This window comes from Halomonas sp. TH-94 (genome assembly GCF_057473365.1).
Window position 1 is genome coordinate 78,464 of sequence record NZ_JBYCKL010000034.1, and the last position, 24,765, is coordinate 103,228.

Here is a 24,765-nt window from a genome sequence, read left to right on the forward strand (position 1 = left end):
CAGAATCGGCGTCAACAGAGCTTCCCAACACTGCATAGGTGGATGCGCGTGTCAAAATTGATGGTTTTTGCCGGGAATGCCAACCCCGAACTCGCCCAGAAGATCGCCGAGAGTCTCGATACTCGCATGGGGAACGCCACGGTCGGGCAGTTCAGCGATGGCGAGATCGCGGTCGAGATCAACGAAAACGTTCGCGGCAAGGACGTCTTCATTCTGCAGTCCACCTGCGCGCCGACCAACGACAACCTGATGGAGCTGATCCTGATGGTTGACGCGCTGCGTCGAGCCTCGGCCACGCGGATCACCGCCGTGGTGCCCTACTTCGGCTATGCCCGCCAGGATCGCCGGGTGCGTTCCGCCCGGGTGCCCATCTCGGCCAAGGTAGTGGCCGACATGATGGTCAAGGCCGGCGTCGACCGGGTGATGACCATGGACCTGCACGCCGACCAGATCCAGGGGTTCTTCGACGTGCCGGTAGACAACGTCTACGGCTCGCCGATCCTGCTCGACGACATCGAGCGCCAGAACTACGACGATCTGGTGGTGGTATCGCCGGACGTGGGCGGCGTGGTCCGGGCCCGCGCCATCGCCAAGCAGCTCAATGCCGATCTCGCCATCATCGACAAGCGTCGCCCGCAGGCCAATCAGGCTCAGGTGATGCACATCATCGGCGAAATCGAGAATCGCACCTGCGTGGTGGTGGACGACATGATCGATACCGCCGGCACCCTGTGCAAGGCAGGCGACGCGCTCAAGGAGCATGGCGCCCGCCGCGTGGTGGCCTATGCCACCCACCCGATCCTGTCGGGTCCGGCGGTGGAGAACATCACCGGTTCGGTGCTCGACGAAGTGGTCGTGACCGATACCATTCCGCTGTCCGACGTCGCACGTCGCAGCGGCAAGATACGTCAGCTCAGCGTGGCCGGCCTGATCGCCGAAGCGATCCGCCGCGTCAGCAACGAAGAATCCGTCAGCGCCATGTTCCACTGAGGAACATGGCGCCGGTGTAGCGCTCCTACGGGAGCTTTCGGGAAGGATGCGATCAGGTCGCGGGTCGCACCCTCTCCTTATCTCAAGCAAGAGGCAACAACATGTCCGATTTCACACTCAATGCCAGCGCTCGTAACGACCTGGGGAAAGGTGCGAGCCGCCGCCTGCGTCGTGCGAACCTCGAAGTGCCGGCCATCGTTTACGGTGGCGAGAAGGCTCCCCAGCCGATTTCTCTCGACAAGGCCCCGTTCTACAAGGCCATCGAGGACGAGTCCTTCTTCTCTTCGGTGCTCAATCTGGTCATCGATGGCAAGAAGGAGCAGGTCGTGGTGCGTGATCTTCAGCGTCACCCGTACAAGCCGCTGATCACCCACGCCGACTTCATGCGCGTGGATGCCACTCACGCCATCACCATCAACGTGCCGCTGCACGTGGTGGGCGAAGAGAAGTCCAAGGGCATCAAGGATCAGGGCGGCGAGCTGCACGTGCTCTCCAACGAGATCCAGATCAGCTGTCTGCCGAAGGACCTGCCGGACTTCCTGGAAGTCGACATTGCCAATGTCGAACTGGGCACCACCCTGCACCTCTCCGACCTCACCCTGCCGGCTGGCGTGACGCTGGTCGAGCTCTCTCACGGCGCCGATCATGACAACGCCGTGCTGAGCATCACCAAGCCGAAGACCCGCGGCGAAGCAGCCGAGGGCGAAGAAGGCGAAGGCGCGGAAGGCGAAGACAGCGCAGAGTAAGCCGTGCTGTCGGGGCTGCCCTTGGGCAGCCCCACCAACCCGATCAAGCGCTGCGGCGCTTGTTTTTGTTTGGAGAACCGCATGTCCCAGGTCAAGGCGATCATCGGACTGGGCAATCCCGGTGACAATTACGCTGCCACGCGCCACAACGCCGGCGCCTGGCTGGTGGAGATCCTGGCGCGCCAGGCCGGCACCGAACTGCGCCCCGAGAAGAAGTTCCTTGGCCTGTACGCCAAGGTCATCCTCGACGGCCACGAACTGCATCTTCTCGAGCCCACCACCTTCATGAACCGCAGCGGTGGTGCCACGGCAGCACTCTGCCAATTCTACAAGATCGCCCCCGAAGAGCTGCTGGTGGCCCACGACGAGCTGGACCTCCCCGCCGGAACCGCCCGTTACAAGAAGGGCGGTGGACATGGCGGCCACAACGGTCTGCGCGACATCATCAGCGCGCTGGGCGAAAAGAACTTCAACCGCCTGCGCATCGGCATCGGCCACCCCGGCGACTCCCGTCAGGTGACGAACTACGTCCTGGGGCGCCCCGGAAAGGCGGAAATCGAGGCTATCGGCGGCGCTCTCAACGAGTGCCTGGCAACGCTGCCCCTGGCCGTTTCGGGCGACTGGGCGCGGGCCATGAGCCGGCTGCACAGTTTCTCAGGCTGAACCGGCTCCCAGGCCGGGCTAGAATAGCGCCCGTTCGCGAGCGCCACTCGCCATCTCATTCAGGACAAGACCATGGGTTTCAACTGCGGTATCGTCGGCCTTCCCAACGTAGGCAAATCGACTCTTTTCAACGCCCTGACCAAGTCCGGCATCGATGCCGAGAACTTCCCCTTCTGCACCATCGAGCCCAATGTCGGTATCGTGCCGATGCCCGACCCGCGCCTCGACAAGCTGAGCGAGATCGTGGGTCCGCAGAAGGTGATCCCCACCACCATGGAATTCGTCGACATCGCCGGCCTGGTGGCAGGCGCTTCCAAGGGCGAAGGGCTCGGCAACAAGTTCCTCGCCAACATTCGCGAGACTCAGGCCATCGCCCACGTGGTGCGCTGCTTCGACAATGACAACGTCATTCACGTCGCCAACCAGGTCGACCCACGGGCGGACATCGAAATCATCAACATGGAGCTGGCCCTGGCCGATCTCGACACCGTCGAGCGGGCCATCCAGCGCCTGGTACGCGTGGCCAAGGGGGGAGACAAGGAGGCCATCGCCACCAAAGCGATACTGGAACGCATCCAGCCCCACCTGGCCGAAGGCCAGCCGCTGAGAAGCTTCGGCCTCGATGATGACGACAAGCGCCAGCTCAAGAGCTTCGGCTTCCTGACGCTGAAGCCGACCATGTACATCGCCAACGTCAATGAAGACGGCTTCGAGAACAATCCCTATCTCGACGTCGTCAGCGAAATCGCCGCCGAGGAAGGCGCCGTGGTGGTACCGGTTTGCAATCAGCTCGAATCCGAAATCGCCGAGCTGGACGATGAAGAGCGCGCCATGTTCCTCAGCGAGATGGGCATGGAGGAACCCGGCCTGGATCGCGTGATCCGTGCCGGCTACAAGCTGCTCGGACTGCAGACCTACTTCACCGCCGGGGTCAAGGAAGTGCGCGCCTGGACGGTCAGGATCGGTGCCACCGCCCCCGAGGCTGCCGGCGTGATCCACACCGATTTTCAGAAGGGCTTCATCCGTGCCGAAGTGATCGCCTACGACGACTTCGTCGCACTCGGCGGTGAACAGGGCGCCAAGGATGCCGGCAAGTGGCGTCTGGAGGGCAAGGAGTACGTGGTGAAGGACGGCGACGTCATTCATTTCCGCTTCAATGTGTAACCTTCGCTCTTGACCTGACGAGGGTGAATCCGTAAACTTCGCCCCCGTTGATTGGCTACGTAGCTCAGCTGGTTAGAGCACATCACTCATAATGATGGGGTCCCCTGTTCGAATCAGGGCGTAGCCACCAAAGATCGAAAAAAACCCGGCGCCTTGGCGCCGGGTTTTTCGTGGAAGCGATTACGCCAGCTGCGTTCGATTGGCAAAGGCGACCAGCGCCCGGGTCAAGTACTCCACATCAAGGCTGCCTGCCGTCTCGCGAATGGAGTGCATGGCCCACTGCGGCACGCCCACGTCCAGGGTCGGTACGCCGAGCTCCGTGGCAGTGATCGGCCCAATGGTGCTGCCGCAGCCCATATCGGCGCGGGTGACGAAGGTCTGGACCGGCACGTCAGCCTCGCGGCACAGGTCGCGAAACAGCGCTGCTGTCGCACTGTTGGTGGCATAGCGCTGATTGGCATTGACCTTGATCACCGGCCCACCGTTGAGCGCAGGACCATGGGCAGCGTCATGCTTGTCGGTGAAGTTGGGGTGCAGCGCATGAGCATTGTCGCAGGAGATCATTCGTGAGGCCTGGATCAGACGAATGAATCCTTCGTCACCCGGTTCGCCGAGCTGGGCATTGACTCGCCTGAGCACGTCACCCAAGAATGGCCCCTGCGCGCCGCAGGCACTGGCACTGCCGACCTCCTCGTGATCGTTGGCGACCAGCACCACGCCCTGGCTACCATCGCTTTCCAGCAGCGCCTCGAGACCGATGAAACAGGAGAGCAGGTTGTCGAGACGCGCGCTGGCGACCAGTTCGCGCTTGACGCCCACCAGCGCCGGCGGATGGACGTCGTGCAGACCGAGTTCGAAGTCGAGAATCTCGCACCCTGCAACGCCATGCTGCTGCTCCAGCCACTCGAGCAGCAAACGCCGGAGGTCACCATTTTCGCCACCCTGCAGGAAAACGGCCGGCATTTGTGTCTGGGCATTGATCGGCCGACCGTTGTTGACTTCCCTGTCGAGATGAATCGCCAGACTGGGAACGATGGCGACGGGCTGGTGCACATGCAGCAGCAACCCCTCGATACGGCCGTCAGGGTGTCGCACATGGACACGGCCGGCCAGGCCCAGCTCGCGGTCGAACCAGGGTGACAGCAATACGCCACCGTAAAGCTCGACGCCGAGCTGCAACCAGCCCGCCGAGAGCCGTTCCGCATTGGGCTTCAGGCGCAGCCCCGGGCTATCGGTGTGGGCCCCGATCATGCGCAGCGCCTCGAGGCCTTCACGGGGGAGTTGGAACGCCACGATCGACGAGTCGTTACGCGTCACGTAGAACCGCTCACCGGGAGTGAGCTGCCATGCCTGGCTCTCGTCGAGACGACGAAATCCGGCGGCGTCGAGCCGTTCGGCCATGGACGCCACAGCGTGCCAGGGAGAGGGGGAACGGTGCAGAAATTCGAGCAGACGCTCGAGACGGGCTTCCCGAGACATGAGGATCCTCATCAGGGGTCGTGGTTGACGCCAGAGCTGCTACAATGCGGTGTCTGCCTTGGCAACTCATGCGCCATACGCTTGTCTAGGGAAGGAAGTGTACACGAAACCAGGGGTGCTTCATTGATGAGCCTGTTAGTCGTTCTTCGGCACACCGCGATCCTGACGCTGGTGATGCTGCTGTCGTCCGCTCAACTGGCGCTAGCCCAGATCCAACCCGACGACGCCCAGCGGCAGGCCGCCCTGGAAGTTGCCGAATCGCTGCGTTACGGCCACTACGCCGAAACTCCTCTCGACGATGACTGGTCGCAGCTGGCCTTCCAGCGCTACCTTGAAATACTCGATGGCCAGCGTGCTTTTCTGCTCGAGAGCGATGTCGACGAATTCCGGCATCTGGAAACGCGTATTGACGACATCATCTTCGAAGGTGACCTGCTACCGGCTTACGAGCTCTATCAGCGCTATCACGACCGCGCCGAGCATCGCTTCGAGTGGCTGCTCGATGCCCTTGACGATGGGCTCGACTTTACCTACGAAAGCGACATGCGCCTCGACCTCGACCGTCGCGAGGCAGAGTGGGCCACCAGCGAAGACGAGCTCGACGAGCTGTGGTTCAAGCGCCTCAAGAACGCTGCTCTGACGCTGGACATCAGCGGGCAGGACGATGAGCAGATCGAGGCCAACCTGCGCCAGCGCTATGAAGGCCAGCTCTCTCGTCTGCGCCAGACCAACGGTGAAGACGTCTTCGGACTGTTCATGGCCGCGGTGACCAGCAGCATCGACCCGCACACCGAGTACCTCTCTCCCCGCCAAGGCGAGTCGTTCGACATTCAGATGCGCCTGTCGCTGGAAGGCATTGGCGCCATGCTGCAGTCCGATGGTGAATACGTGAAAGTCACCAGCCTGGTGCCCGGCGGTCCGGCAGACCGTGCCGGCGTACTGGAACCTGCCGACCGTATCGTTGGCGTAGGCCAGGAAGACGAAGACGTCGTCAACGTGGTGGGCATGCGCCTCGACGAGGTGGTCGACCTCATCCGCGGCCCCAAGGGGACCGTGGTGCGCCTCGAGGTCGTGCCTGCCGAAGCCGTGGACATGACTCGCTCGAGCACCGTCGAGATCACGCGCGACACGGTCGATCTCGAAGATCAAGCGGCCAAGGGCGAAATCATCAAGGTCGAGCGGGAAGACGGCATCAAGCGCATCGGCGTCATCAACATCCCCACCTTCTATGTCGACTTCGATGCCTGGCAGTCCGGCGCGGAAGAATTTCGCAGCACCACGCGAGACGTAGCTCGTGAGGTCGAGCGTCTCAAGAGGGAGGGCATCGACGGCCTGGTGCTCGATCTGCGCAATAACGGCGGGGGTGCGCTGCAGGAAGCCAACTCCCTGCTCGGCCTCTTCATCGACCGTGGACCCACCGTCCAGGTGCGCGATGCACGCGGCCGCATCAATCTTTATGGCGACACCGAAACCGGCACGCTCTACGACGGTCCGCTGGCCGTGCTGGTCAACCGCCTCTCGGCCTCGGCGTCGGAGATACTGGCCGGTGCCATCCAGGACTACGGCCGTGGCCTCGTACTGGGCAGCTCCACCTTCGGCAAGGGTACCGTCCAGACCCTGAACGATCTGAGCCACGGTCAGATCAAGCTGACCCGTGCCAAGTTCTACCGTATCTCAGGTGAGAGCACCCAGCACCGCGGGGTCGAGCCCGACATTCTTTTCCCCGACATGGTCGATCCTGAGCGTATCGGCGAGAGCAGCCTGGAAAATGCCCTTGAGTGGGACACCGTCCAAGCCGTGCAGTACCGCCACTACGGCGAGCCCTGGGAGTATCTCGAGACCCTGCGTTCACGTCATCGTGAGCGGGCCGACTCGCATCCCAACTTCGTCTACCTTCAGGAGCGGGTCGAACTGGCACGCCGCATGCGCGAGGAGCACACCAGCGTCAGTCTCGACCGCGAGCAGCGTCAGCGTGAAGTGGAAGCGCGTGATGCCGAGCAGTTGACGGTAGAGAATCGGCGTCGCCAAGCCCTGGGAATGGAGCCGCTTGAAGAGCTGATCGACGCACGCGGGGAGGATGACGAGGAAGAACCGGTGGAGCGCGTCCAGGTAACCGAGGCCGCCGCCATCCTGGCCGATTACGCCGAGCTCACCCAGCGACGTCTGGCCGGACGGTTCTAGCCGCCGAAGAATCACCAGACTCTCCCCACCGCCAGAGGCGCCCGACGTGATCAAGCACACTCGGGCGCCACACTCTCGTTTCGTCTCGCACACCGTTCCCACCCGAAGCCTGACTAGGTTGACGGATGCGTTAAACGGCTCTGTTGTCGTTCTCCCGCGAATGTTTGACGATGGATCCACAGACGGCGACTCGGCAGAGACGCGCGATCCGTTCCGGCGCACGACGAGTGCGCTACCGGCGTGGGGGAAAGCACATGATCGAATCAAGCGGACTCGACCCGACCACCGCTCCCCTTTCACGACATAGCGCCACCCAGGCGAGCGACCCCATCACGTACGATCAGGGCGATCCGCCCAGCGTCCTTGTCATCGATGACGACCCCACCATCCGGCTGCTGATCGCTGCTGGCCTGCAGCGCAAAGGTTATCGCGTCGTGCTCGCCGCCGATGGTCGGCAGGGGCTCGAGGCCTTCAGCCAGCATGCGCCCGATCTCGTATTGGTGGACGTCGGCATGCCCGGTCTCGACGGTTTCGATACGCTGCGCGCCATTCGCAGCGGCCAGGTCGGCTACATGGGACAGCACGTCCCGCTGCTGATGCTGACCGGCCACGACGACGTCGGCTCGATCAATGCCGCCTTCGAGGCGGGGGCAACCGACTTCATGACCAAGCCGATCAACCTGCCGCTGCTCACCGAGAGAGTTCGCTACGCGCTGAGCGGCGCCGCACGTGAACGAGCGCTACGCGAAGCACAGCTGGAGCAGGCCAGCGCCTGCAAGCTGGCTCGATTGGGCTTCTGGCAGATGAATGTGCGTAGCGGCGCCCTGCAATGGTCGGAAGGGGCTGCCGAACTACTGGGGTGGCCGTCCCTGCCTGCCTGCGTCGCGGAATTGAATGCGCTGGTCGCCCCCGATGACAGGCAGCGCCTGGAAACCGCTCTCAGCGTCGCCAGCCAGAACCGCGAAGGCCTGGATCTGGAGCTTACCCTTGGCCAGGGCAACCTGGAGCGTACTCTACGCCTGCAAAGCGTCGATCAGAGCGGCGCGCATGAGCATTGCCTGGTCGGCGCCTTCCAGGACGTCACGTCATTGCGCGCCTTCGAAGACAAGGCGCTTTACCTGGCAGCTCACGACGAGCTCACAGGGCTGCCCAAGCGCCATTGCTTTCTCGGCCTACTGGGCGAACGCCTCGCTCAGGCGTCCGATGCACGCTGGCTGGTGGCGGTGCTGGATATCAGCCGGTTACACCGGATAAACGAAGCCCTGGGCATTCGGGCGGGAGATCAGGCCCTGGTGCTGTTCTCACGACGCTTGAGACAGTGCATGCCGAGCCAGGCTCTTCTGGGACGCCTGGAAGCCGGCAGCTTCGGAGTGGCGATTCCTCTTTCGGATTCGGCAGAACCGCGGCAGCTCTGCCAGCAGTGGCTCTCTTCTCTGGCCAGGACTCAATGGATTGCAGGGGAAGAGGTCTATATCGATTTCACCGCTGGCGCCAGCGTATTTCCGGATGATGTACAGGACGCCGAGGCCTTGCTTGGCGCTGCACTGCAGGCACAGCGTCTCGCCCGATCCCAGACGGGACACCGAAGGTTGCTTTTCAAGCACGAGATCGGCGATCGCCCACATATCGGCGCGCTCAGTCTTGAAGCACACCTACAGCAGGCCCTGCACAAGGAAGAATTCTTCCTGGTCTATCAGCCGCAGCAACGCCTGGCCACTTGCCATATCAGCGGCGTGGAGGCGCTGCTGCGCTGGCGTCATGCCAGGCGCGGCGTGATCTCCCCGGTAGAGTTCATACCGCTGCTCGAGGAGACTGGACTGATCGTCGACGTCGGCGACTGGGTGATCAGAGACGCCTGCCGCCAATTGGCGGAGTGGAACCGCGACGGCCTGCATCTGCGCATGAGCATCAATCTTTCAGCCGTGCAGTTCAATCAGCCGGGCTTCACTCAGCGCATCATGACCCACGTCAATGCCTATCGCCTGGTACCCAAGCAGCTCGAACTGGAAATCACCGAAAGTGCTGCCATGGGCCATCCCGAGCAGACTTTGAAAATCCTGCTCGAGCTGAAGGATCTGGGCTTCTCGATCGCCATCGACGACTTCGGCACCGGTCACTCCTCCTACAACTACCTGCTACGCTTTCCCATCGATACGCTGAAGATCGATCGCGGCTTCACCAACAGCATCACCGAGGATCGCTCCAGCCGAGCGATCGTCCGCTCGCTCACGACGTTGAGCCAGGGGCTGGGGTTCAGAACGATCGCCGAAGGGGTGGAGAGTCAGCGACAGCGCGACTATCTCGAAGCCCTCGACGTCGATGAGATTCAGGGTTTCTGGCTGGCCAAACCCATGCCGGCGGGTCAAATCGGCGCATTCATCACCCATGCCGGAGATAAACTGAAGCCGCCATGCTGAAGGCGAGCTAAGCGGCCGTGCAGGCATTCAGCTCTCGGCCGGAGAAGCCGGCTCGGCTTCTGTCGTGCCCTCCGCGCCCGGGTAGCCAAGCCTGGCGAAGGCCGTGACGCTGATACGGCCAAGGCACACCAGCCGCTCCACTGCCACTCGAAGCGCGTCCAGCTCGGCCTCTTCCGCCATGCGTTCGAGATGGGCAGCCGCCTGTGCCAGCTCCGTGCACCCCATGGAAGACGATGCCCCCTTCAAGGAGTGCGAGGCTTCTCTGAGTCCCGTACGATCTTGCTGCTCCAGATACCGCAGCAACGCTTCACGGTCCTCATCGAGTCGTTCGACGAAACGCCGCACGAGACTGCTCAGTGCCGCTTCGTCGAGCGCCTCACGCAGCGCGGCTAGAGTGTCGGCATCGATCACCGCATCGGCCTCACGGTCGTACGTGACGACCGACTCTCGCTCGCCCATTGCTGCCCCGACGGTGGACCTCGCCCCGCTACCCTCCGCCATCCACTGAAGAATGACTCGCTGAAGGTCGCGCCGGGTGTAGGGCTTGCACAGCACATCGTTCATACCGGCTTCCAAGCAGCGCTGTCTGGCCGAGGAGGTCGCATTGGCAGTGAGTGCCACGATAGGTAGAGGCGAGAGCTGCTCCGACTCCTGACGACGCCAGCGTCGGGTGGTTTCCAAGCCATCCAGGGTAGGCATCTGCATATCCATCAGCACGAGGTCGAAGCGATGATTCGCCATCAGCGCCAGCCCGGCCTTGCCATCGGCTGCCACCCACACGGCTTGATTCAAACGCTCGAGCATCGCCTTGGCCAGCTCACGGTTGGCCGGCTGGTCCTCCACCACCAGCACGCTTCCCCTAGGCAGGACCGCAGCTGGCTCCTGGTGCGTCCATGCATAGCGTTCGACTGCTTCCTGAGCCGGCACGCTCAACGGCAGAAACACGTGGAAACGGCTGCCCACGCCAACCTCTGTCGTGAATGCGATTCGGCCTTGCATCGCCTTGACCAGACGCTCACAGATGGCGAGCCCCAGCCCCGAGCCGCCATAACGACGCGCGATGCTGCTGTCAGCCTGAGTAAACGGCTTGAAAATATGTGCCTGGCTCTGCTCGGGGATCCCGCAACCGGTATCCTCGACGCTGAAACACAGGCTATCGTCATCGGCCCGCTCTACGGTCAGGCGAATCTCGCCGGCACTGGTGAACTTGAACGCGTTGTTGAGCAGGTTCATCAACACCTGTCGAATTCGGGTGGCATCTCCCATCAGCCAGGCGGGCAACGACTCCGCGACGTCGACACGCATTGCGATGCCGCGGCTCGCGCTCAGCAGGCCATATTGCCGGCTGAGCTGATCCATGAACCCCTCGAGTTGAAACGGCTTCAACTCGATATCCAGGGCGCCGCAGTCGAATTTCGTATAGTCGATGACATCGTTGATAACGGCCTGAAGGCTCGCGAGACTGTCGTTCAAAGTGCCCAGCAGTTGGACCCCTTCCTTGCTCAGCGGCTCATAGGCGAGCAGTTCGGACACCCCTACGATACCGTTGAGCGGCGTACGTATCTCATGGCTCATCACCGCCATGAATTCCGATTTTGCTTGGCTGGCACTCTCCGCTCTCTGCACGGCGGCATCGAGCTCTCTGGCCTGTATCTCGAGGAGAACACGGCGCGCTCGATTGGACTTGCCTTCCCTGATCAGGGATATCACCAGTACGGATCCTGCCGCCATGAGCAACACGATCAGCACGAGCAGCACCGTATAGAGGTTCCACAGATTGACGCGTTCCTGGGTGCGCATCAGCGCGACGTGGGCATTGACGTCGAGGATCAGGCGCGACGTCAGCTCCTGCAACGCCAATAAATCATGCTCCAGCTGGCGCAGAGTGGCATCATCGAGAACGACCTGACCACTCTCCAGGGCACTCATGAGTGGGTCGAGCTCGAACGTCATTGCCAAGGCCCGCTCGAGGCCCTCTCCCAGGGGTTGCTGATTCAGCGTCTGCTTGAGCTCCCCTCGGCCAAACAGATCGGCGCGACTGTAGAGAATTTCGTAGCGCAGCAACACGGCGTCGAGCCCGCCGCCCAGCGGCGACAGCTCCATCCGCATCTCCCTGACCTCCCGGTCGAACTGGTAAGACGACCAGGAAAGATCCTCGAGCATCCTGTGCTCGATCTGACGTTGACGATCATAAATGAACTTTGCCGTCAGCAGCGCCGAGCAGAACAGCACGATGGCGGCAAAGGCGGCGATGCGGTAACGCAAGTCCGAGCCCGCCGACGAGCGCGGCACCTCGTTACTCCGGGCGGACATCGATATGCGCGACCTGCCAGACCGAACGGGTCATCATTTTCTCGTTTTGCAGCTCAGGATGATCGTCGAAGGGATAAATGATGAATAGCGGGCCCTGGTCGCGCACTCGCAGCGGTGCGCCATTCAGGGTCATGGCGAGAATCACGTCGTACTCAATGAAATCTTCAACGGGAATGCTGGCACTGTAATCGTTCAAGGCCGTGACACGCAGCACCTGCCCTTTCGCTTCCACGCTTTCCAGCACGTCACGCATCAGTGGGCCGGTGAATGCGACCTGACCGTCATGCCAAGGGGTATGGGTCCGTGTCGTATGCTGGGGCATAGCCTCCAACATGGTGCGATCGAAAAGAGCCCCCTGCTCGGCGTTGGTGACGCCAATGCTGCCACTGAGGGTCAGGATCACTGGCCCCGCGGGTGCATCGAGAGCGTGGCCGCTGCCGGCCAGCAGACACAGCATCAAGCCACATGAAAACGCACTGCGCATGGCGGGCATCCTATCGACTATCCACAACGGCGATTATACGGAAGTACCAGTCAGACCCGACTTTCCCGCAATCAACGCTGCGCCTGATGCAGCTCGACGAAGGAAACGGCAACGAACGGTATGGAATGGCTCCCGGAGCAGGACTCGAACCTGCGACCCAGTGATTAACAGTCACTTGCTCTACCGACTGAGCTATCCGGGAACGACATGCGGCGGAAGCGGAACTTCCAACGTCTTCGAGAGAATAGGCTGATGGCTCCTCGAGCAGGACTCGAACCTGCGACCCAGTGATTAACAGTCACTTGCTCTACCAACTGAGCTATCGAGGAATGACGAACGTCACGATCAGCTGTGTTCGTTGGCTCCCGGAGCAGGACTCGAACCTGCGACCCAGTGATTAACAGTCACTTGCTCTACCGACTGAGCTATCCGGGAATGGCCTCGAACACGGTGCGTAGTATACGGATCGCCCACATAAGGTCAAGGGCGTATCGTGCCCGAGCGGAACAGCGGGAAAGGGCCCAGACGCAAGACGCCCGGCTGACCGAAGTCGCCGGGCGTCTTGCTGTATCTGGTGGCTACGCCCTGATTTGAACAGGGGACCCCATCATTATGAGTGATGTGCTCTAACCAGCTGAGCTACGTAGCCATGCTGCGTGGCGGCAGCGCCACTCAACGCGGCAGAATTATGCACGACCGTAGCTAATCAGGCAAGTCACCGCCTCTCGCCATTTTATATTGATTGAACGTTCAATAAAAAAATGCCAGACTTTACCCTACTCACTATCTATGCCAAACGCGCCGAAAGGGTCAAGGAGCCAGCATTGCCCAAGACAGGAATGGAGCCCATAAGACGCAGTCAGCTCATCCAGGCAACCATGGCTGCCATCGATGAAGTCGGCCTGGCAGATGCCACCGTTCTGCGCATCGCCCGTCATGCCGGCGTATCGGCCGGTATCATCAGCCACTATTTCGGCGGCAAGGATGGCCTGCTCGAGGCCACTATGCGCCAGATCCTCACGGACCTCGGGCAGGCAGTGGCACAGCGCCGCCGCCAGCTTGTCGATGGCTCCCCACGCGACCATCTCGGCGCCATCATCGACGGCAACTTCGACCGCAGCCAGATCTCCGGGCCGGCAGCCAAGACGTGGCTCGCCTTTTGGGCCAGCAGCATGCATCAACCTCAGCTGCAACGACTCCAGCAGGTCAATGACCAGCGGCTCTACTCCAATCTGTGCTGCCAGTTTCGGCGCCTGATGCCACTGAACGAGGCTCGCGATGCCGCCCGGACCCTGGCCGCCATGATCGACGGCCTGTGGTTGCGTGGCACCCTGAGCCCCGAAGGTCTCGATACCCAGCGCGCGCGTCGTCTGGCCCATGCCTGCCTCGACAAGCTGCTGGCTGGCCACGAGCGCCATCCTGCCTACCCCAAGGAGACAGCGTGAAAGCTTCCATCATTGAGCACCTCTATATCGACGGCCGCCGGACCGAGGCAAGCTCCGGCGAAACCTTCGACGTCCTCAACCCCTACGACGGCACGCTGCTGGCCAAGGTCGACCAGGCCAGCCAGGCCGATGTCGACCGCGCCGTCGCCTCTGCGCGTGAGGGGCAGCGCCGCTGGGCCGCCATGACCGGCATGCAGCGAGGACGTGTGCTGCAGCGCGCCGTAGCGTTGTTGAGAGAACGCAACGACGAGCTGGCCGAACTCGAGACGCGCAACACCGGCAAACCGATCAGCGAAACCGCCGCAGTGGACATCACCACCGGCGCCGACGTGCTCGAATACTATGCCGGCCTGGCCCCGGCCATTGAAGGCGCTCAGATCCCCCTTCGCGACTCCTCATTCGTCTACACCCGACGCGAGCCACTTGGCGTGATCGGGGCCATCGGTGCCTGGAACTATCCTATCCAGATCGCCTGCTGGAAGGCGGCCCCCGCCTTGGCCGCAGGCAACGCGATGGTGTTCAAGCCCAGCGAGGTGACGCCGCTGACCGCCATGAAGCTGGCCGAGATCTTCACCGAGGCCGGGCTGCCCGAGGGCGTGTTCAATGTCGTTCACGGCGACGCCCGGGTCGGCCAGATGCTGACCGCCCATGAAGGCATCGCCAAGGTGTCATTCACAGGTGAAGTGGGCACCGGCAAGAAAGTCATGTCAGCGGCAGGTGGCTCGACGCTGAAGGACGTGACCATGGAGCTCGGCGGCAAGTCGCCGCTGATCGTGTTTGCCGATGCCGATCTGGATCGCGCCGCCGATGCGGCAATGATGGCCAACTTCTACTCCAGCGGACAGATCTGCACGAATGGTACTCGGGTCTTCGTCGAGCGTGAGGTGAAGAAGGCCTTCGAGGCGAAGATCGTCGAGCGCGTGGCGCGCATACGCGCCGGCGACCCGCTCGATCCCGGCGTCAACTTCGGACCGCTGGTCAGCTTCGAGCACCAGGCCAAGGTGCTCGCCTACATCGACTACGGCAAGCAGGACGGCGCACGCGTACTGGTCGGTGGAGAGCCCCTTGTCGAGGGCGATTTCGCCAGCGGCGCCTGGGCGCCGGCCACGGTGTTCACCGATTGCAGCGACGACATGCGTGTCGTGCGCGAGGAGATCTTCGGCCCGGTGATGTCGATTCTCGCTTTCGACGACGACGAGGAATTGATCCGCCGCGCCAACGATACCCACTACGGTCTCGCCGCCGGCGTGTTCACCGAGAGTCTCGCCCGTGCGCACCGCACCATCCATCGCATGGAAGCGGGCATCTGCTGGATCAATACCTGGGGCGAGTCGCCGGCAGAAATGCCGGTGGGCGGCTACAAGCAATCCGGCGTCGGCCGTGAGAACGGCATCGAAACCCTGGCCCACTACACCCAGACAAAGTCGGTGCAGGTGGAAATGGGACCCTTCGAATCGGTGTTCTGAGGAGATCGTCATGTCCCGGGTTAACGAATACGACTACGTCATCATCGGCGCCGGCTCGGCCGGCAACGTGCTGGCTGCCCGCCTCACCGAGGACCCGGCAGTGAGCGTGCTGCTCCTGGAAGCGGGAGGACCGGACTACCGCTTCGACTTTCGTACCCAGATGCCGGCGGCGCTGGCCTACCCGCTGCAGGGCAAGCGCTACAACTGGGCCTTCGAGACCGACCCCGAGCCGCACATGAACGGCCGCCGCATGGAGTGCGGCCGCGGCAAGGGGCTGGGCGGCTCGTCGCTGATCAACGGCATGTGCTATATCCGCGGCAATGCCCTGGACTATGACAACTGGGCCGGCAGGGACGGTCTTGCCGACTGGCGCTACGCCGACTGCCTGCCCTACTTCAAGAAGGCCGAGTGCCGCGACATCGGCGCCAATGCCTATCACGGTGGCGAGGGTCCGGTCAGCGTGGCCACCCCCAAGGAGGGCAACAACGAACTCTATCGCGCCTTCGTCGATGCCGGCGTACAGGCCGGCTACCCCGAAACCGAGGACGTCAACGGTTACCAGCAGGAGGGCTTCGGCCCCATGGACCGTTTCGTAACGCCCAAGGGGCGTCGTTCCTCCACGGCTCGGGGCTACCTCGACCAGGCCAAGAGCCGCGACAACCTAACCATCGAGACCCATGCCACCACGGACGTGATCGAATTCGAGGGCAAGCGCGCCGTGGGCGTTCGCTACCTGCGCCGCGGCCAGGCCCATCGGGCCCGCGCCCGCCGCGAGGTACTACTCTGCGCAGGCGCCATCGCCTCGCCGCAGATCCTGCTGCGCTCGGGGGTCGGCAACTCCGACCACCTGCGCGAGTTCGACATTCCCGTGGTTCACGACTTGCCCGGCGTCGGCGAGAACCTGCAGGACCATCTGGAAATGTATATCCAGTACGAATGCAAGCAGCCGATCACGCTCTACCCGGCGCTGAAATGGTTCAATCAACCGAAGATCGGCGCCGAATGGCTGCTGCTCGGCAGCGGTGTAGGCGCCAGCAACCAGTTCGAGTCATGCGCTTTCATCCGCACCCACGACGCGGAACCCTGGCCCAACCTGCAGTACCACTTCCTGCCCATCGCCATCAGCTACAACGGCAAGAGCGCGGTGCAGGCGCACGGTTTTCAAGCCCATGTGGGTTCTATGCGTTCCGAGAGTCGCGGACGTATCCGTCTCACCTCGCGCGATCCCGCTGCCGCGCCCAGCATCCTGTTCAACTACATGTCCACCGAGAAAGACTGGCAGGAGTTTCGCGACGGAATTCGCCTGACGCGGGAAATCATTGCCCAGCCGGTCATGGACGCCTACCGCGGGCGGGAGATCTCGCCGGGGCCGGACGTACAGTCCGACGAGCAGCTCGATGCCTTCGTCCGCAAGCACGCCGAAACCGCCTATCACCCGTGCGGCAGCTGCCGCATGGGTGACGGGGATGATGCCGTCGTAGACGGCCAGGGTAGAGTGCATGGCCTCGAGGGACTGCGCGTGGTCGACGCCTCGCTGTTCCCGGTGATCCCTACCGGCAACCTCAACGCGCCGACGATCATGTTGGCCGAGAAGATCGCCGATCGTATCCGCGGCCGCGAGCCGCTGCCCCCTTCCGACGCGCCCTACTACGTGTCCGGCGACACTCCCGCCCGGCGCGAGCCTCAGCGGCGCCTGACCTGAGCGCCAAGAGCCGTACCCAGCCGCCCCGCCATTGAGCGGGGCGCTTGCGTTGGCCCTCCCCAAGGCTGGCCAGCTGGCATCATATGGGCTAGGCTGACACATTCAAACAACTGTTCTAAACGCTATCCGTAACGGAGACGATGCATGCTCACCCTGATACTGCTCCTCCTCACCATCGTCGGCCTGCTGGTGGTGATGCGGCGCGAGGCCGGCGCCGTGCCGACCCTGGCGCTGCTCGGCGTGCTTGGCCTGGCTGGCCTGCTGTTGGGCTCCCCCGTGCTCGGCGTGCTGCTGCTGATCGGCGCAGCTGGTGTCGCCGTGGCCGGCCTGCCACCACTGCGAATCCACTGGCTCACGCCGCGGCTGTTCGCCATGTTCAAGCGTGTTTCACCCAAGGTGTCGAAAACCGAGCGCATCGCACTGGAGGCTGGCACCGTCGCCTGGGACGGCGAACTGTTCTCGGGCCGCCCGCGGTGGGAAAAGCTCATGGCCTACCATGACGAAGGCTTGAGCGAGGAGGAGCGTCGCTTCATCGACCATCAATGCAGCGTGGCTGCCGGCATGTGCAATGCCTGGGAGATCGCCAAGGAGCGTGCCGACCTGCCTGAGGAGCTGTGGCAGTATCTGAAGAAGGAAGGCTTCTTCGGCATGATCATTCCCAAGGAGTACGGCGGTCTCGGCTTCTCGGCCAAGGCGCAGTCGCTGGTGCTGCAGAAACTCTCCATCAGCGAGACGCTGATGGTCACCGTGGGCGTGCCCAACTCCCTGGGCCCGGGCGAATTGCTGCTCAAGTACGGCACTCAGGCCCAGAAGGACCATTACCTGCCACGCCTGGCCGACGGCCGCGAGATTCCCTGCTTCGGCCTTACCGGCCCCCGCGCCGGCTCCGATGCCACTTCGCTGCCCGATACCGGGATCGTCTGCAAGCAGATGATCGATGGCAAAGAAGTTCTGGGTCTGCGTCTCAATTTCGAGAAGCGCTGGATCACCCTGGCTCCCATCGCCACCGTAGTGGGCCTGGCGTTCCGTCTGTTCGACCCCGAGCATCTGCTGGGTGAGGAAGAGGACCGCGGCATTACCCTGGCGCTGGTGCCACGCAACACCGCAGGCATGGAGATCGGTCGCCGTCACCACCCCATCGGCAGCCCGTTCCTCAATGGCCCGATCAAGGGCAAGGACGTCTTCGTACCGCTGGACACCATCATCGGCGGCAATGAAATGATCGGTCAGGGCTGGCGCATGCTGGTGGAGTGCCTCTCCATCGGCCGTTGCATCACCCTGCCCTCCGGCGCCAGCGGCACTTCTCGCTATGCGCTGGGCTGGACCGGCGGCTTCGCCCGTATTCGCCGCCAGTTCAACGTGCCGGTTGCCGAAATGGAAGGCGTACAGGAGCCGCTCGCCCGTATGGCGGCGCTAGGCTATATCGCACAGGCTGCGGTCTATCAGACGGCCAACACCATCGACCGCGGCGAGAAGCCGGCGGTACCTTCGGCGATCCTCAAGAGCCAGCTCACCGAATTCCAGCGTCTCGCTCTCTCCGATGCCATGGATATTCATGGCGGCAAGGCGGTAACGCTGGGGCCGCGCAACTATCTGGGCATCGGCTATAGCGCCAATCCGGTATCGATCACGGTGGAGGGGGCCAATATCATGACCCGAAACCTGATGATCTTCGGCCAGGGCGCCATTCGCTGCCATCCGTTCGTGCTCGAAGAGCTGGCCGCTTCCGACACGAACGATCTCAAGGCCTTCGACCGCGCCTTCTTCGGCCACGCCGCGCTGATCTTCGGCAATGCCGCACGCGCCTTCACCATGGGGCTCGGCATCGGCAAGCCAAGCGTTCCCTTCGATGCCGTCGCCGCTCCCTATGCCAGCGATATGGCACGTCTCTCCGCAGGTTTCAGCCTGTGCGCCGATGCCGCCATGGCGAGCCTGGGCGCCGCCCTCAAACAGCGGGAGATGATTTCGGCCCGGCTAGGCGACGTCCTCTCCAACCTTTACTTGGCCTCGATGGTGATAAAGCACTGGCAGGAGGGCGACAAGGTGGAGGGTGAAGCTGCGCTGCTCCACTACAGCTGTACTCACCTGCTGCAACGCGCCGAGCAGGCCTTGGATGAGCTATTCGACAACCTCCCCAACCGCGCCCTCGCCGGCGTGCTGCGGGCCGTGGTGATGCCGCTGGGCCGCCGCTGGAAGCGCCCTGCCGATCATCTGACCCGTGAGATCGCTCAGTCGGTATCGCGTGATACCGCGCTGCGCACCAAACTCATTCGGGAAACCTGGCAGGAAGACGACGGTGTGAAAGAGAACCCGTTGGCGCACTACAACGCCTTGCTGGTCGACTACGACCGTGCCGAGGCGCTCTATCGTACGGTCAACAAGGCCTATGCCAAGGGTGAGCTGCCGGCTCAGGCGCTGCACCCCGAGGTACGCCTGGAGGCGGCCCGGGAGAAAGGCCTCGTCAGCGAGGAGGATGCCGAGTTCATGCGCGGCTTCGAAGCCGAAGTGCTGGAACTGCTCAGCGTCGACGACTTCGAATATGACGAATTCGCCACCGACAAGGCCAACATTCTGCGCCACAACGCTGCCTGACGCTCTCTCGACAGCAGCAACTCTCCGCCCCGGCCCAGCGCCGGGGTTTTAGTTCCAGCCTTGGGGAAATCCCGGTTCGTATCACGAGTGCAGTAGCGAGTCGCGTTTTCCTAAAGCGGCCAGACCAGCAGAATCATCGGTATCGCTACCGCGAGCACGACTAGCTCCAAGGGCAAGCCCATGCGCCAGTAGTCACCGAAGCGGTAACCTCCGGGACCCATCACCAGCGTGTTGGACTGATGTCCGATGGGCGTCAGGAAAGCACAGGAAGCGCTGACGGCCACGGTCATCAGGAACGGATCGATAGAGGCCTCGAATCCGTTGGCAAGACTGACGGCAATGGGTGCCATCAATACTGCTGCTGCAGCGTTGTTGATGACGTCGGACAGCATCATCGTGGTAACGAACAACAGCACCAGAATCCATACGGCCGGCCAAGTGCCGCCGAGATCAAGCATGCCGTTGGCAATCAGAGCCGCACCTCCGCTCGTCTCCAGTGCCTGCCCCACCGGTATCATTGCAGCGAGCAGTACGATTACCGGCCCGTCAACGGCCTGATAGCCTTCTCGCAGTGGCAATACTCCGACCAGCAGGGTCACGAGTGCCGCCAGGGCAAGCGCCACGGCATTGGGGAGTATATCCAGCAGCATGGCAGCGATGGCTAGCGCGAAGATACCGATCGATACCAGCAGCATACGTGGCTGACCCAGCGCAATGTTCCGCCTTGCCAGGGGCAGGCAACCCAGGGTGGCCAGGCTCTCGGTAAGATTGCTCTCGCCCCCCTGCAGTAACAACACATCGCCAGGGCGAAAGCGGATATCGCGTAAGCGCTGACGCAACCGGCTGCCATCCCGCGCCACCGCCACCAAGTGCATACCGTACTGGTTGTGCAGCCGCAGCTGAGTCACGGTGCGGTTGACCATCACCGAGTCGTTGCGCACCACTGCTTCCACGAGCTCGAGTCCCTCGGTATCGAAGCCGTTAGAGTTGACGTGCTTTTTCTTCTTGTCGTCATCGTCCCCGGGGAGAGTGCCGTCTCGTTGCAGTTGGCCCCCCTCTTCCGTCTCGACACGTTCCTGCGCGATGGCTTCATCCTGCGGGTCGATGCCCACCTGGAGGCCGGCCTTGTCCTCCAGCAGCTTCATCTCTTCCGGCCCTGCTTCCACGAGCAGAACATCGCCCTCTTTCAGTGCGCTGAGGAAGGCGTGTCCGGCATATCGCCGCTCACCGCGCAATACCGCCAGCACCGGCAGCGTCTCTTCGAGCTCATGTTGCAACTCGCGCAGAGTCCAGCCCAGGGCCTTGGATTCCTCCCCCACCCTGGCTTCCACCAGATAGTGAGTGATATCGAACATACCCTCGGTGGTAGCGTTGCCGGCCCGCTGCGGTACCAGACGCCAGCCCAGCAGCACGATGAAGGCGATCCCTGCCAAGGCAATGGCAGCGCCGACGGGAAAAAAGGAGAACATGCCGAAGGTCTCGCCGGTTACCGAACCGCGATAGGTCGAGATGATGATGTTGGGCGGGGTGCCGATCAGCGTCATCAAGCCACCCAGCAGCGAGCCGAAGGCCAACGGCATCAATAGCAGCGACGGCGAGGTATCGTGTTCGCGCGCGAGGCGCATGGCCACCGGCAGCAGCAAGGCCAACGCTCCCACATTGTTCATGAAGCCCGACAGCACTACCACCGTGGCAGTCAGCGCCAGCAGTTGCAGGAATAGTCGATCGCCGACCTTGAGCACCTGCTCGGCGATGATGTCGACTACCCCGGAGCGCTCGAAGCCACGGCTGAGCACCAGCACGGCAGCAACGGTGATCACGGCGGGATGGCCAAAGCCGAGGAAGGCGTCGTCACCTGGCACCAGGCCCAGCACGACCGAGGCAAGCAGCGCGGCGAGGGCCACGAGATCGAAGCGGAAGCGACCCCAGACGAAGGCGGCCAAGGTCAGACCAAGAAGAATGAAAACCAATGTGTGATCTGCCATGCCAACCTCTCCCTGTGATGGCTCCACGCATCAGCACAACAGCCACCGAGGCAAAGGTCCAGCGCTTTCTATCGCCAACAGCGCATACAAAAGACGAAACCCGGCCCGACCGGGTTCCGTGGGTTTATCGCGGCACGACCTTTCCCACGGCAGAGCGCATTGGCTGGAGCGACATCACGGCTCCGCGAACGGCAAGGGCGCATCCGTGTCGCGGCGCACCTCGAAGACGTTCAGGGTCATGGCCACCAGGGCGTAGTAGCCGAACACCCCTACCAACTCGACCACTGCGGGTTCGCCGAAGGCCTCGACGGCTTCGGCATAGAGCGCCGCATCGACTCTCCGGGTGGCATAGAGCGTACTGCCCAGGCGATAGATCAGGCGTTCGTCGTCCCGTTCGAAGACCGGCTCCCGCCCCGTGCGCAGCGCCTCGATCACCGCGTCGGTGACCCCTGCCTCGCGGGCGATGGGCGCGTGGATCTGCCACTCGGCCTGGGAGTGCCACCAGGCGGCGGTAACCAGAATCGCCAGTTCGGTCAGGCGCAGCTCCAGGCGCGTGCCGTAGCGGCAGAAGGCACCCAACCGCTGGGCGTGATCGGCCAGACCAGGGCTATGGACCCAGGCCAGGAAGGGGCCGTCCAGGTTGCCGCGCGGGCCGCTGAGGATCTCCTCCAGCACGCGGCGCTGCTCGGCGTCCATGCGCTTCTCATCGAGCGGGGTCAGACGGGAATCGATGGCCATACGTATCTCCTTATCGGCTGCCCAACGCGCTGCGCAGGGCCATATCGAGCTTGTCGACGATCTCGTCCAGATGGTTCTCCTCGAGAATGAAGGGCGGCGCCAGCAGGATGTGATCGCCCTGGCGACCGTCGATAGTGCCACCCATCGGGTAACACATCAGCCCCGCCTGCATGGCGGCCTGCTTTACGCGTGCATGCACCTTGCGCTCGGGCTCGAACGCCGCCTTGGTGGTGCGATCCGCCACCAGCTCCAAACCCAGGAAGAGCCCCCGGCCACGAATGTCGCCGACATGAGGATGCTGGCCGAAGCGCTCGGTCAAGCGCCGCTGCAACCCCTCGCCCAGCTCATGCACACGGGGCAGCAGGTCGCGCGCCTGGATGGTCGTCTGCACCGCCAGGGCCGCAGCACAGGCCGTCGCATGACCGATATAGGTATGTCCATGCTGGAAGAAGCCCGAACCGCTGGCGATGGCATCGCGGATACGTCCGCTGACCAGGGTGGCGCCGATGGGCTGATAGCCGGCCCCGAGCCCTTTGGCGATGGTGATCAGATCGGCGGTGATGCCCTCCTGCTCGGCAGCGAACAGGGTGCCGGTGCGCCCCATGCCGCACATCACTTCGTCGAGGATCAGCAGCACACCATGGCGATCGCACACCTCGCGGACGCGCTTGAAGTATCCCGGTACCGCGGGTACCGCGCCCATGGTGGCACCCACTACCGGCTCGGCCACGAAGGCCATCACGTTCTCCGGCCCGAGGCGCATAATCTCCCCCTCGAGCTCGTCGGCCAGGCGTGCCGCATAGGCCTCGGGGGTCTCGCTCTCCAGTTGGCCACGGTAGGCATAGCAGGGGCTGACATGGCTCACGTCTATCAGCAGCGGCTCGAACTGGCTGCGCCGCCAGGCGTTGCCCCCGGTGGCTAGTGCCCCCAGCGTATTGCCATGGTAGCTCTGACGCCGTGCGATCAAGTGCCTGCGCTGCGGCTGGCCGATCTCGATGAAGTACTGGCGAGCCAGCTTCAGGGCCGCCTCCATCGCCTCGGAGCCGCCCGAAACGAAATAGACCGACTCGAGTCCCGCGGGTGCACGCTCGACCAGGAAGTCGGCCAGGGCTTCCATCGGCTCGGTGGTGAAGAAGGCGGTATGGGCGTAGGCCACCCTTCCCACCTGCTCGCGGATGGCTTCGATGACAGAAGCATCGCTATGCCCCAGGCAGGAGACCGCGGCTCCACCGCAGGCATCCAGGTACCGTCGCCCCCGATCGTCGATCAGGTAAGGGCCTTCGCCTTTGACGGCCGTGGGGTAATCCTGTGTCAGGCTACGATGGAAGACGTGGCTCATGGAATCCTCCGGGCTAATAATATGCAAAATATAAATGCTCTATTATAATTTGCAATTAATATTTGCAAATCTAGCCCAGCGTCCCTCGCAGGACAAAGGCTACAATGCCCTCCCGATGCCCCAATAGAAGTGAAGCGATGCCATGACGGAAACCCCCACGAGGACACTTCCCGAGACACTTGACGGCCTGAGGCAACGTCTCGAGGATATCGAGTCCGGCAAGGCGGACATCCGGCTGGGCAAACGCTCTCGGCACGTGCTGGCACTGCTCATCGGGGCACCGCAGCAGGCTGCGGTTTCATCCATCAGCGAGCTTGCGGATCAGCTGGGCGTGAATGCCTCGACGCTCTCGCGCCTGGCCCAGCGTCTGGGCTATGGGGGATTCGGCCAGTTACAGGCAGTGTTCCGCCGTGAAGTCACCGAAGGCCAGAGCTTCTACAGCGACCAGGCCTCACGCCTCCTCGAAGCGAGCGGCGACACGGTGGAACGGGCCCGGCTGAGCCGGTTGGCCCGGCAAGAGAGCGCCAATATGGCGGGCCTGCTGGAGCGGATCGATCCGGAGGCCTTCGAGCAGACGGTGACGCTGTTGGCAACGGCCCATCGGGTACGCGTCCACGGCATGCGGCAGTTCCATTCACTGGCGCTGTTCATGGCCTATGGCCTGGGAATGCTACGCCCTGACGTCGCCCCCCTGGACGCAGGCCGGCAGGGCGTCGCCGATGCCCTGGCCCAGCTCGACCCCGGCGACGTGCTGGTAGTGGCAAGCTGCTTCCCCTACACCCCGAGCGTGCTGGCCACGGCCGAGGTCGCGGCCCGCCATGGTATCGAGATCATCGCCCTGACCGATTCCGAGAATTCTCCCCTGGCCCGTGTCGCGCGGCACAGCTTCCCGGTGCCCAATCACAGTCTGTTCTACAGCAACAGCATGTGTGCCTTCATGCTGCTTGCCGAAGGCCTGCTGAGTGACGTGGCCAGCGTCTTGGGCAAGGCCGGACTGGCGGCGCTAAAGCATCGCGAGACGATGATTGCCGAGCTCGGCGCCTCTCTTTGATCTCGGCCGG

At 63.0% G+C, this 24,765-nt stretch carries 17 protein-coding genes and 5 tRNA genes; 12 read left to right on the forward strand and 10 right to left on the reverse strand.

Annotated elements, in window-relative coordinates; all coding sequences use genetic code 11:
• The first annotated feature begins 48 nt into the window (after positions 1-48).
• The 5 genes from AC2VNO_RS06095 (at position 49) to AC2VNO_RS06115 (ending at position 3,693) form a co-directional block, all read left to right on the forward strand.
• On the forward strand, positions 49-990 hold the full coding sequence (locus AC2VNO_RS06095; protein WP_176342835.1) for a ribose-phosphate pyrophosphokinase: 942 nt from the start codon (positions 49-51) through the stop codon (positions 988-990).
• Positions 991-1,091: 101 nt separating this feature from the next.
• A complete protein-coding gene (locus tag AC2VNO_RS06100) occupies positions 1,092-1,736 on the forward strand; it encodes a 50S ribosomal protein L25/general stress protein Ctc (protein WP_486933293.1) in 645 nt (214 codons plus the stop codon).
• An 81-nt stretch (positions 1,737-1,817) separates the two neighbouring features.
• On the forward strand, positions 1,818-2,399 hold the full coding sequence (pth, locus tag AC2VNO_RS06105; protein WP_486933294.1) for an aminoacyl-tRNA hydrolase: 582 nt from the start codon (positions 1,818-1,820) through the stop codon (positions 2,397-2,399).
• A 72-nt stretch (positions 2,400-2,471) separates the two neighbouring features.
• Positions 2,472-3,563, forward strand: a complete 1,092-nt coding sequence (gene ychF, locus AC2VNO_RS06110; protein WP_486933295.1) for a redox-regulated ATPase YchF — start codon at positions 2,472-2,474, stop codon at positions 3,561-3,563.
• A gap of 53 nt (positions 3,564-3,616) precedes the next feature.
• Positions 3,617-3,693 (forward strand) — tRNA-Met (locus AC2VNO_RS06115).
• A 50-nt stretch (positions 3,694-3,743) separates the two neighbouring features.
• Here AC2VNO_RS06115 and AC2VNO_RS06120 read toward each other — a convergent pair.
• Complete coding sequence (locus AC2VNO_RS06120; protein WP_486933296.1) at positions 3,744-5,042, reverse strand: M18 family aminopeptidase; 1,299 nt, start codon at positions 5,040-5,042, stop codon at positions 3,744-3,746.
• Between the two features lie 126 nt (positions 5,043-5,168).
• Here AC2VNO_RS06120 and AC2VNO_RS06125 point away from each other — a divergent pair, with 126 nt between their 5' ends.
• Positions 5,169-7,223, forward strand: a complete 2,055-nt coding sequence (locus AC2VNO_RS06125; RefSeq protein ID WP_486933297.1) for a carboxy terminal-processing peptidase — start codon at positions 5,169-5,171, stop codon at positions 7,221-7,223.
• A gap of 254 nt (positions 7,224-7,477) precedes the next feature.
• The gene (locus AC2VNO_RS06130) at positions 7,478-9,640 is read left to right on the forward strand and encodes a putative bifunctional diguanylate cyclase/phosphodiesterase (RefSeq protein WP_486933298.1); all 2,163 of its coding nucleotides are present in this window, start codon (positions 7,478-7,480) and stop codon (positions 9,638-9,640) included.
• 27 nt (positions 9,641-9,667) lie between these two features.
• Here AC2VNO_RS06130 and AC2VNO_RS06135 read toward each other — a convergent pair whose 3' ends face one another.
• The 6 genes from AC2VNO_RS06135 to AC2VNO_RS06160 form a co-directional block, all read right to left on the reverse strand.
• The gene (locus AC2VNO_RS06135) at positions 9,668-11,932 is read right to left on the reverse strand and encodes an ATP-binding protein (RefSeq protein ID WP_486933299.1); all 2,265 of its coding nucleotides are present in this window, start codon (positions 11,930-11,932) and stop codon (positions 9,668-9,670) included.
• 4 nt (positions 11,933-11,936) lie between these two features.
• Entirely contained in the window at positions 11,937-12,437 is a 501-nt protein-coding gene (locus tag AC2VNO_RS06140; RefSeq protein WP_486933300.1) for a putative pterin-binding protein, read from the reverse strand.
• Positions 12,438-12,563: 126 nt separating this feature from the next.
• A tRNA-Asn gene (locus AC2VNO_RS06145) sits at positions 12,564-12,639 on the reverse strand.
• A 51-nt stretch (positions 12,640-12,690) separates the two neighbouring features.
• Positions 12,691-12,766 (reverse strand) — tRNA-Asn (locus tag AC2VNO_RS06150).
• Between the two features lie 30 nt (positions 12,767-12,796).
• Positions 12,797-12,872 (reverse strand) — tRNA-Asn (locus AC2VNO_RS06155).
• A gap of 137 nt (positions 12,873-13,009) precedes the next feature.
• A tRNA-Met gene (locus tag AC2VNO_RS06160) sits at positions 13,010-13,086 on the reverse strand.
• Positions 13,087-13,261: 175 nt separating this feature from the next.
• On the opposite strand from AC2VNO_RS06160, the gene betI reads away from it, so the two are divergent.
• The 4 genes from betI (at position 13,262) to AC2VNO_RS06180 (ending at position 19,642) form a co-directional block, all read left to right on the forward strand.
• Positions 13,262-13,882, forward strand: coding sequence for a transcriptional regulator BetI (gene betI / locus AC2VNO_RS06165; RefSeq protein ID WP_486933301.1), 621 nt, complete (start codon positions 13,262-13,264; stop codon positions 13,880-13,882).
• On the forward strand, positions 13,879-15,348 hold the full coding sequence (gene betB, locus AC2VNO_RS06170) for a betaine-aldehyde dehydrogenase (RefSeq protein ID WP_486933302.1): 1,470 nt from the start codon (positions 13,879-13,881) through the stop codon (positions 15,346-15,348). The genes betI and betB overlap by 4 nt, the downstream gene beginning before the upstream one ends.
• Positions 15,349-15,358: 10 nt before the next feature.
• Positions 15,359-17,050, forward strand: coding sequence for a choline dehydrogenase (gene betA, locus AC2VNO_RS06175; RefSeq protein WP_486933303.1), 1,692 nt, complete (start codon positions 15,359-15,361; stop codon positions 17,048-17,050).
• 144 nt (positions 17,051-17,194) lie between these two features.
• Positions 17,195-19,642 (forward strand): acyl-CoA dehydrogenase, encoded by a 2,448-nt coding sequence (locus tag AC2VNO_RS06180; RefSeq protein ID WP_486933304.1) that lies wholly within the window; start codon positions 17,195-17,197, stop codon positions 19,640-19,642.
• A gap of 110 nt (positions 19,643-19,752) precedes the next feature.
• Here the strand turns inward: AC2VNO_RS06180 and AC2VNO_RS06185 are convergent, their stop codons facing one another.
• The 3 genes from AC2VNO_RS06185 to AC2VNO_RS06195 form a co-directional block, all read right to left on the reverse strand.
• Positions 19,753-21,627 (reverse strand): SLC13 family permease, encoded by a 1,875-nt coding sequence (locus AC2VNO_RS06185; RefSeq protein ID WP_486933305.1) that lies wholly within the window; start codon positions 21,625-21,627, stop codon positions 19,753-19,755.
• A gap of 174 nt (positions 21,628-21,801) precedes the next feature.
• On the reverse strand, positions 21,802-22,365 hold the full coding sequence (locus AC2VNO_RS06190; RefSeq protein WP_486933306.1) for a carboxymuconolactone decarboxylase family protein: 564 nt from the start codon (positions 22,363-22,365) through the stop codon (positions 21,802-21,804).
• Between the two features lie 10 nt (positions 22,366-22,375).
• Positions 22,376-23,704 carry an aspartate aminotransferase family protein gene (locus AC2VNO_RS06195; protein WP_486933307.1) on the reverse strand — a complete coding sequence of 443 codons (1,329 nt, stop codon included), beginning with the start codon at positions 23,702-23,704 and terminating at the stop codon, positions 22,376-22,378.
• Positions 23,705-23,846: 142 nt separating this feature from the next.
• Here AC2VNO_RS06195 and AC2VNO_RS06200 point away from each other — a divergent pair, with 142 nt between their 5' ends.
• Complete coding sequence (locus AC2VNO_RS06200) at positions 23,847-24,755, forward strand: MurR/RpiR family transcriptional regulator (protein ID WP_486933308.1); 909 nt, start codon at positions 23,847-23,849, stop codon at positions 24,753-24,755.
• Positions 24,756-24,765: the final 10 nt, after the last annotated feature.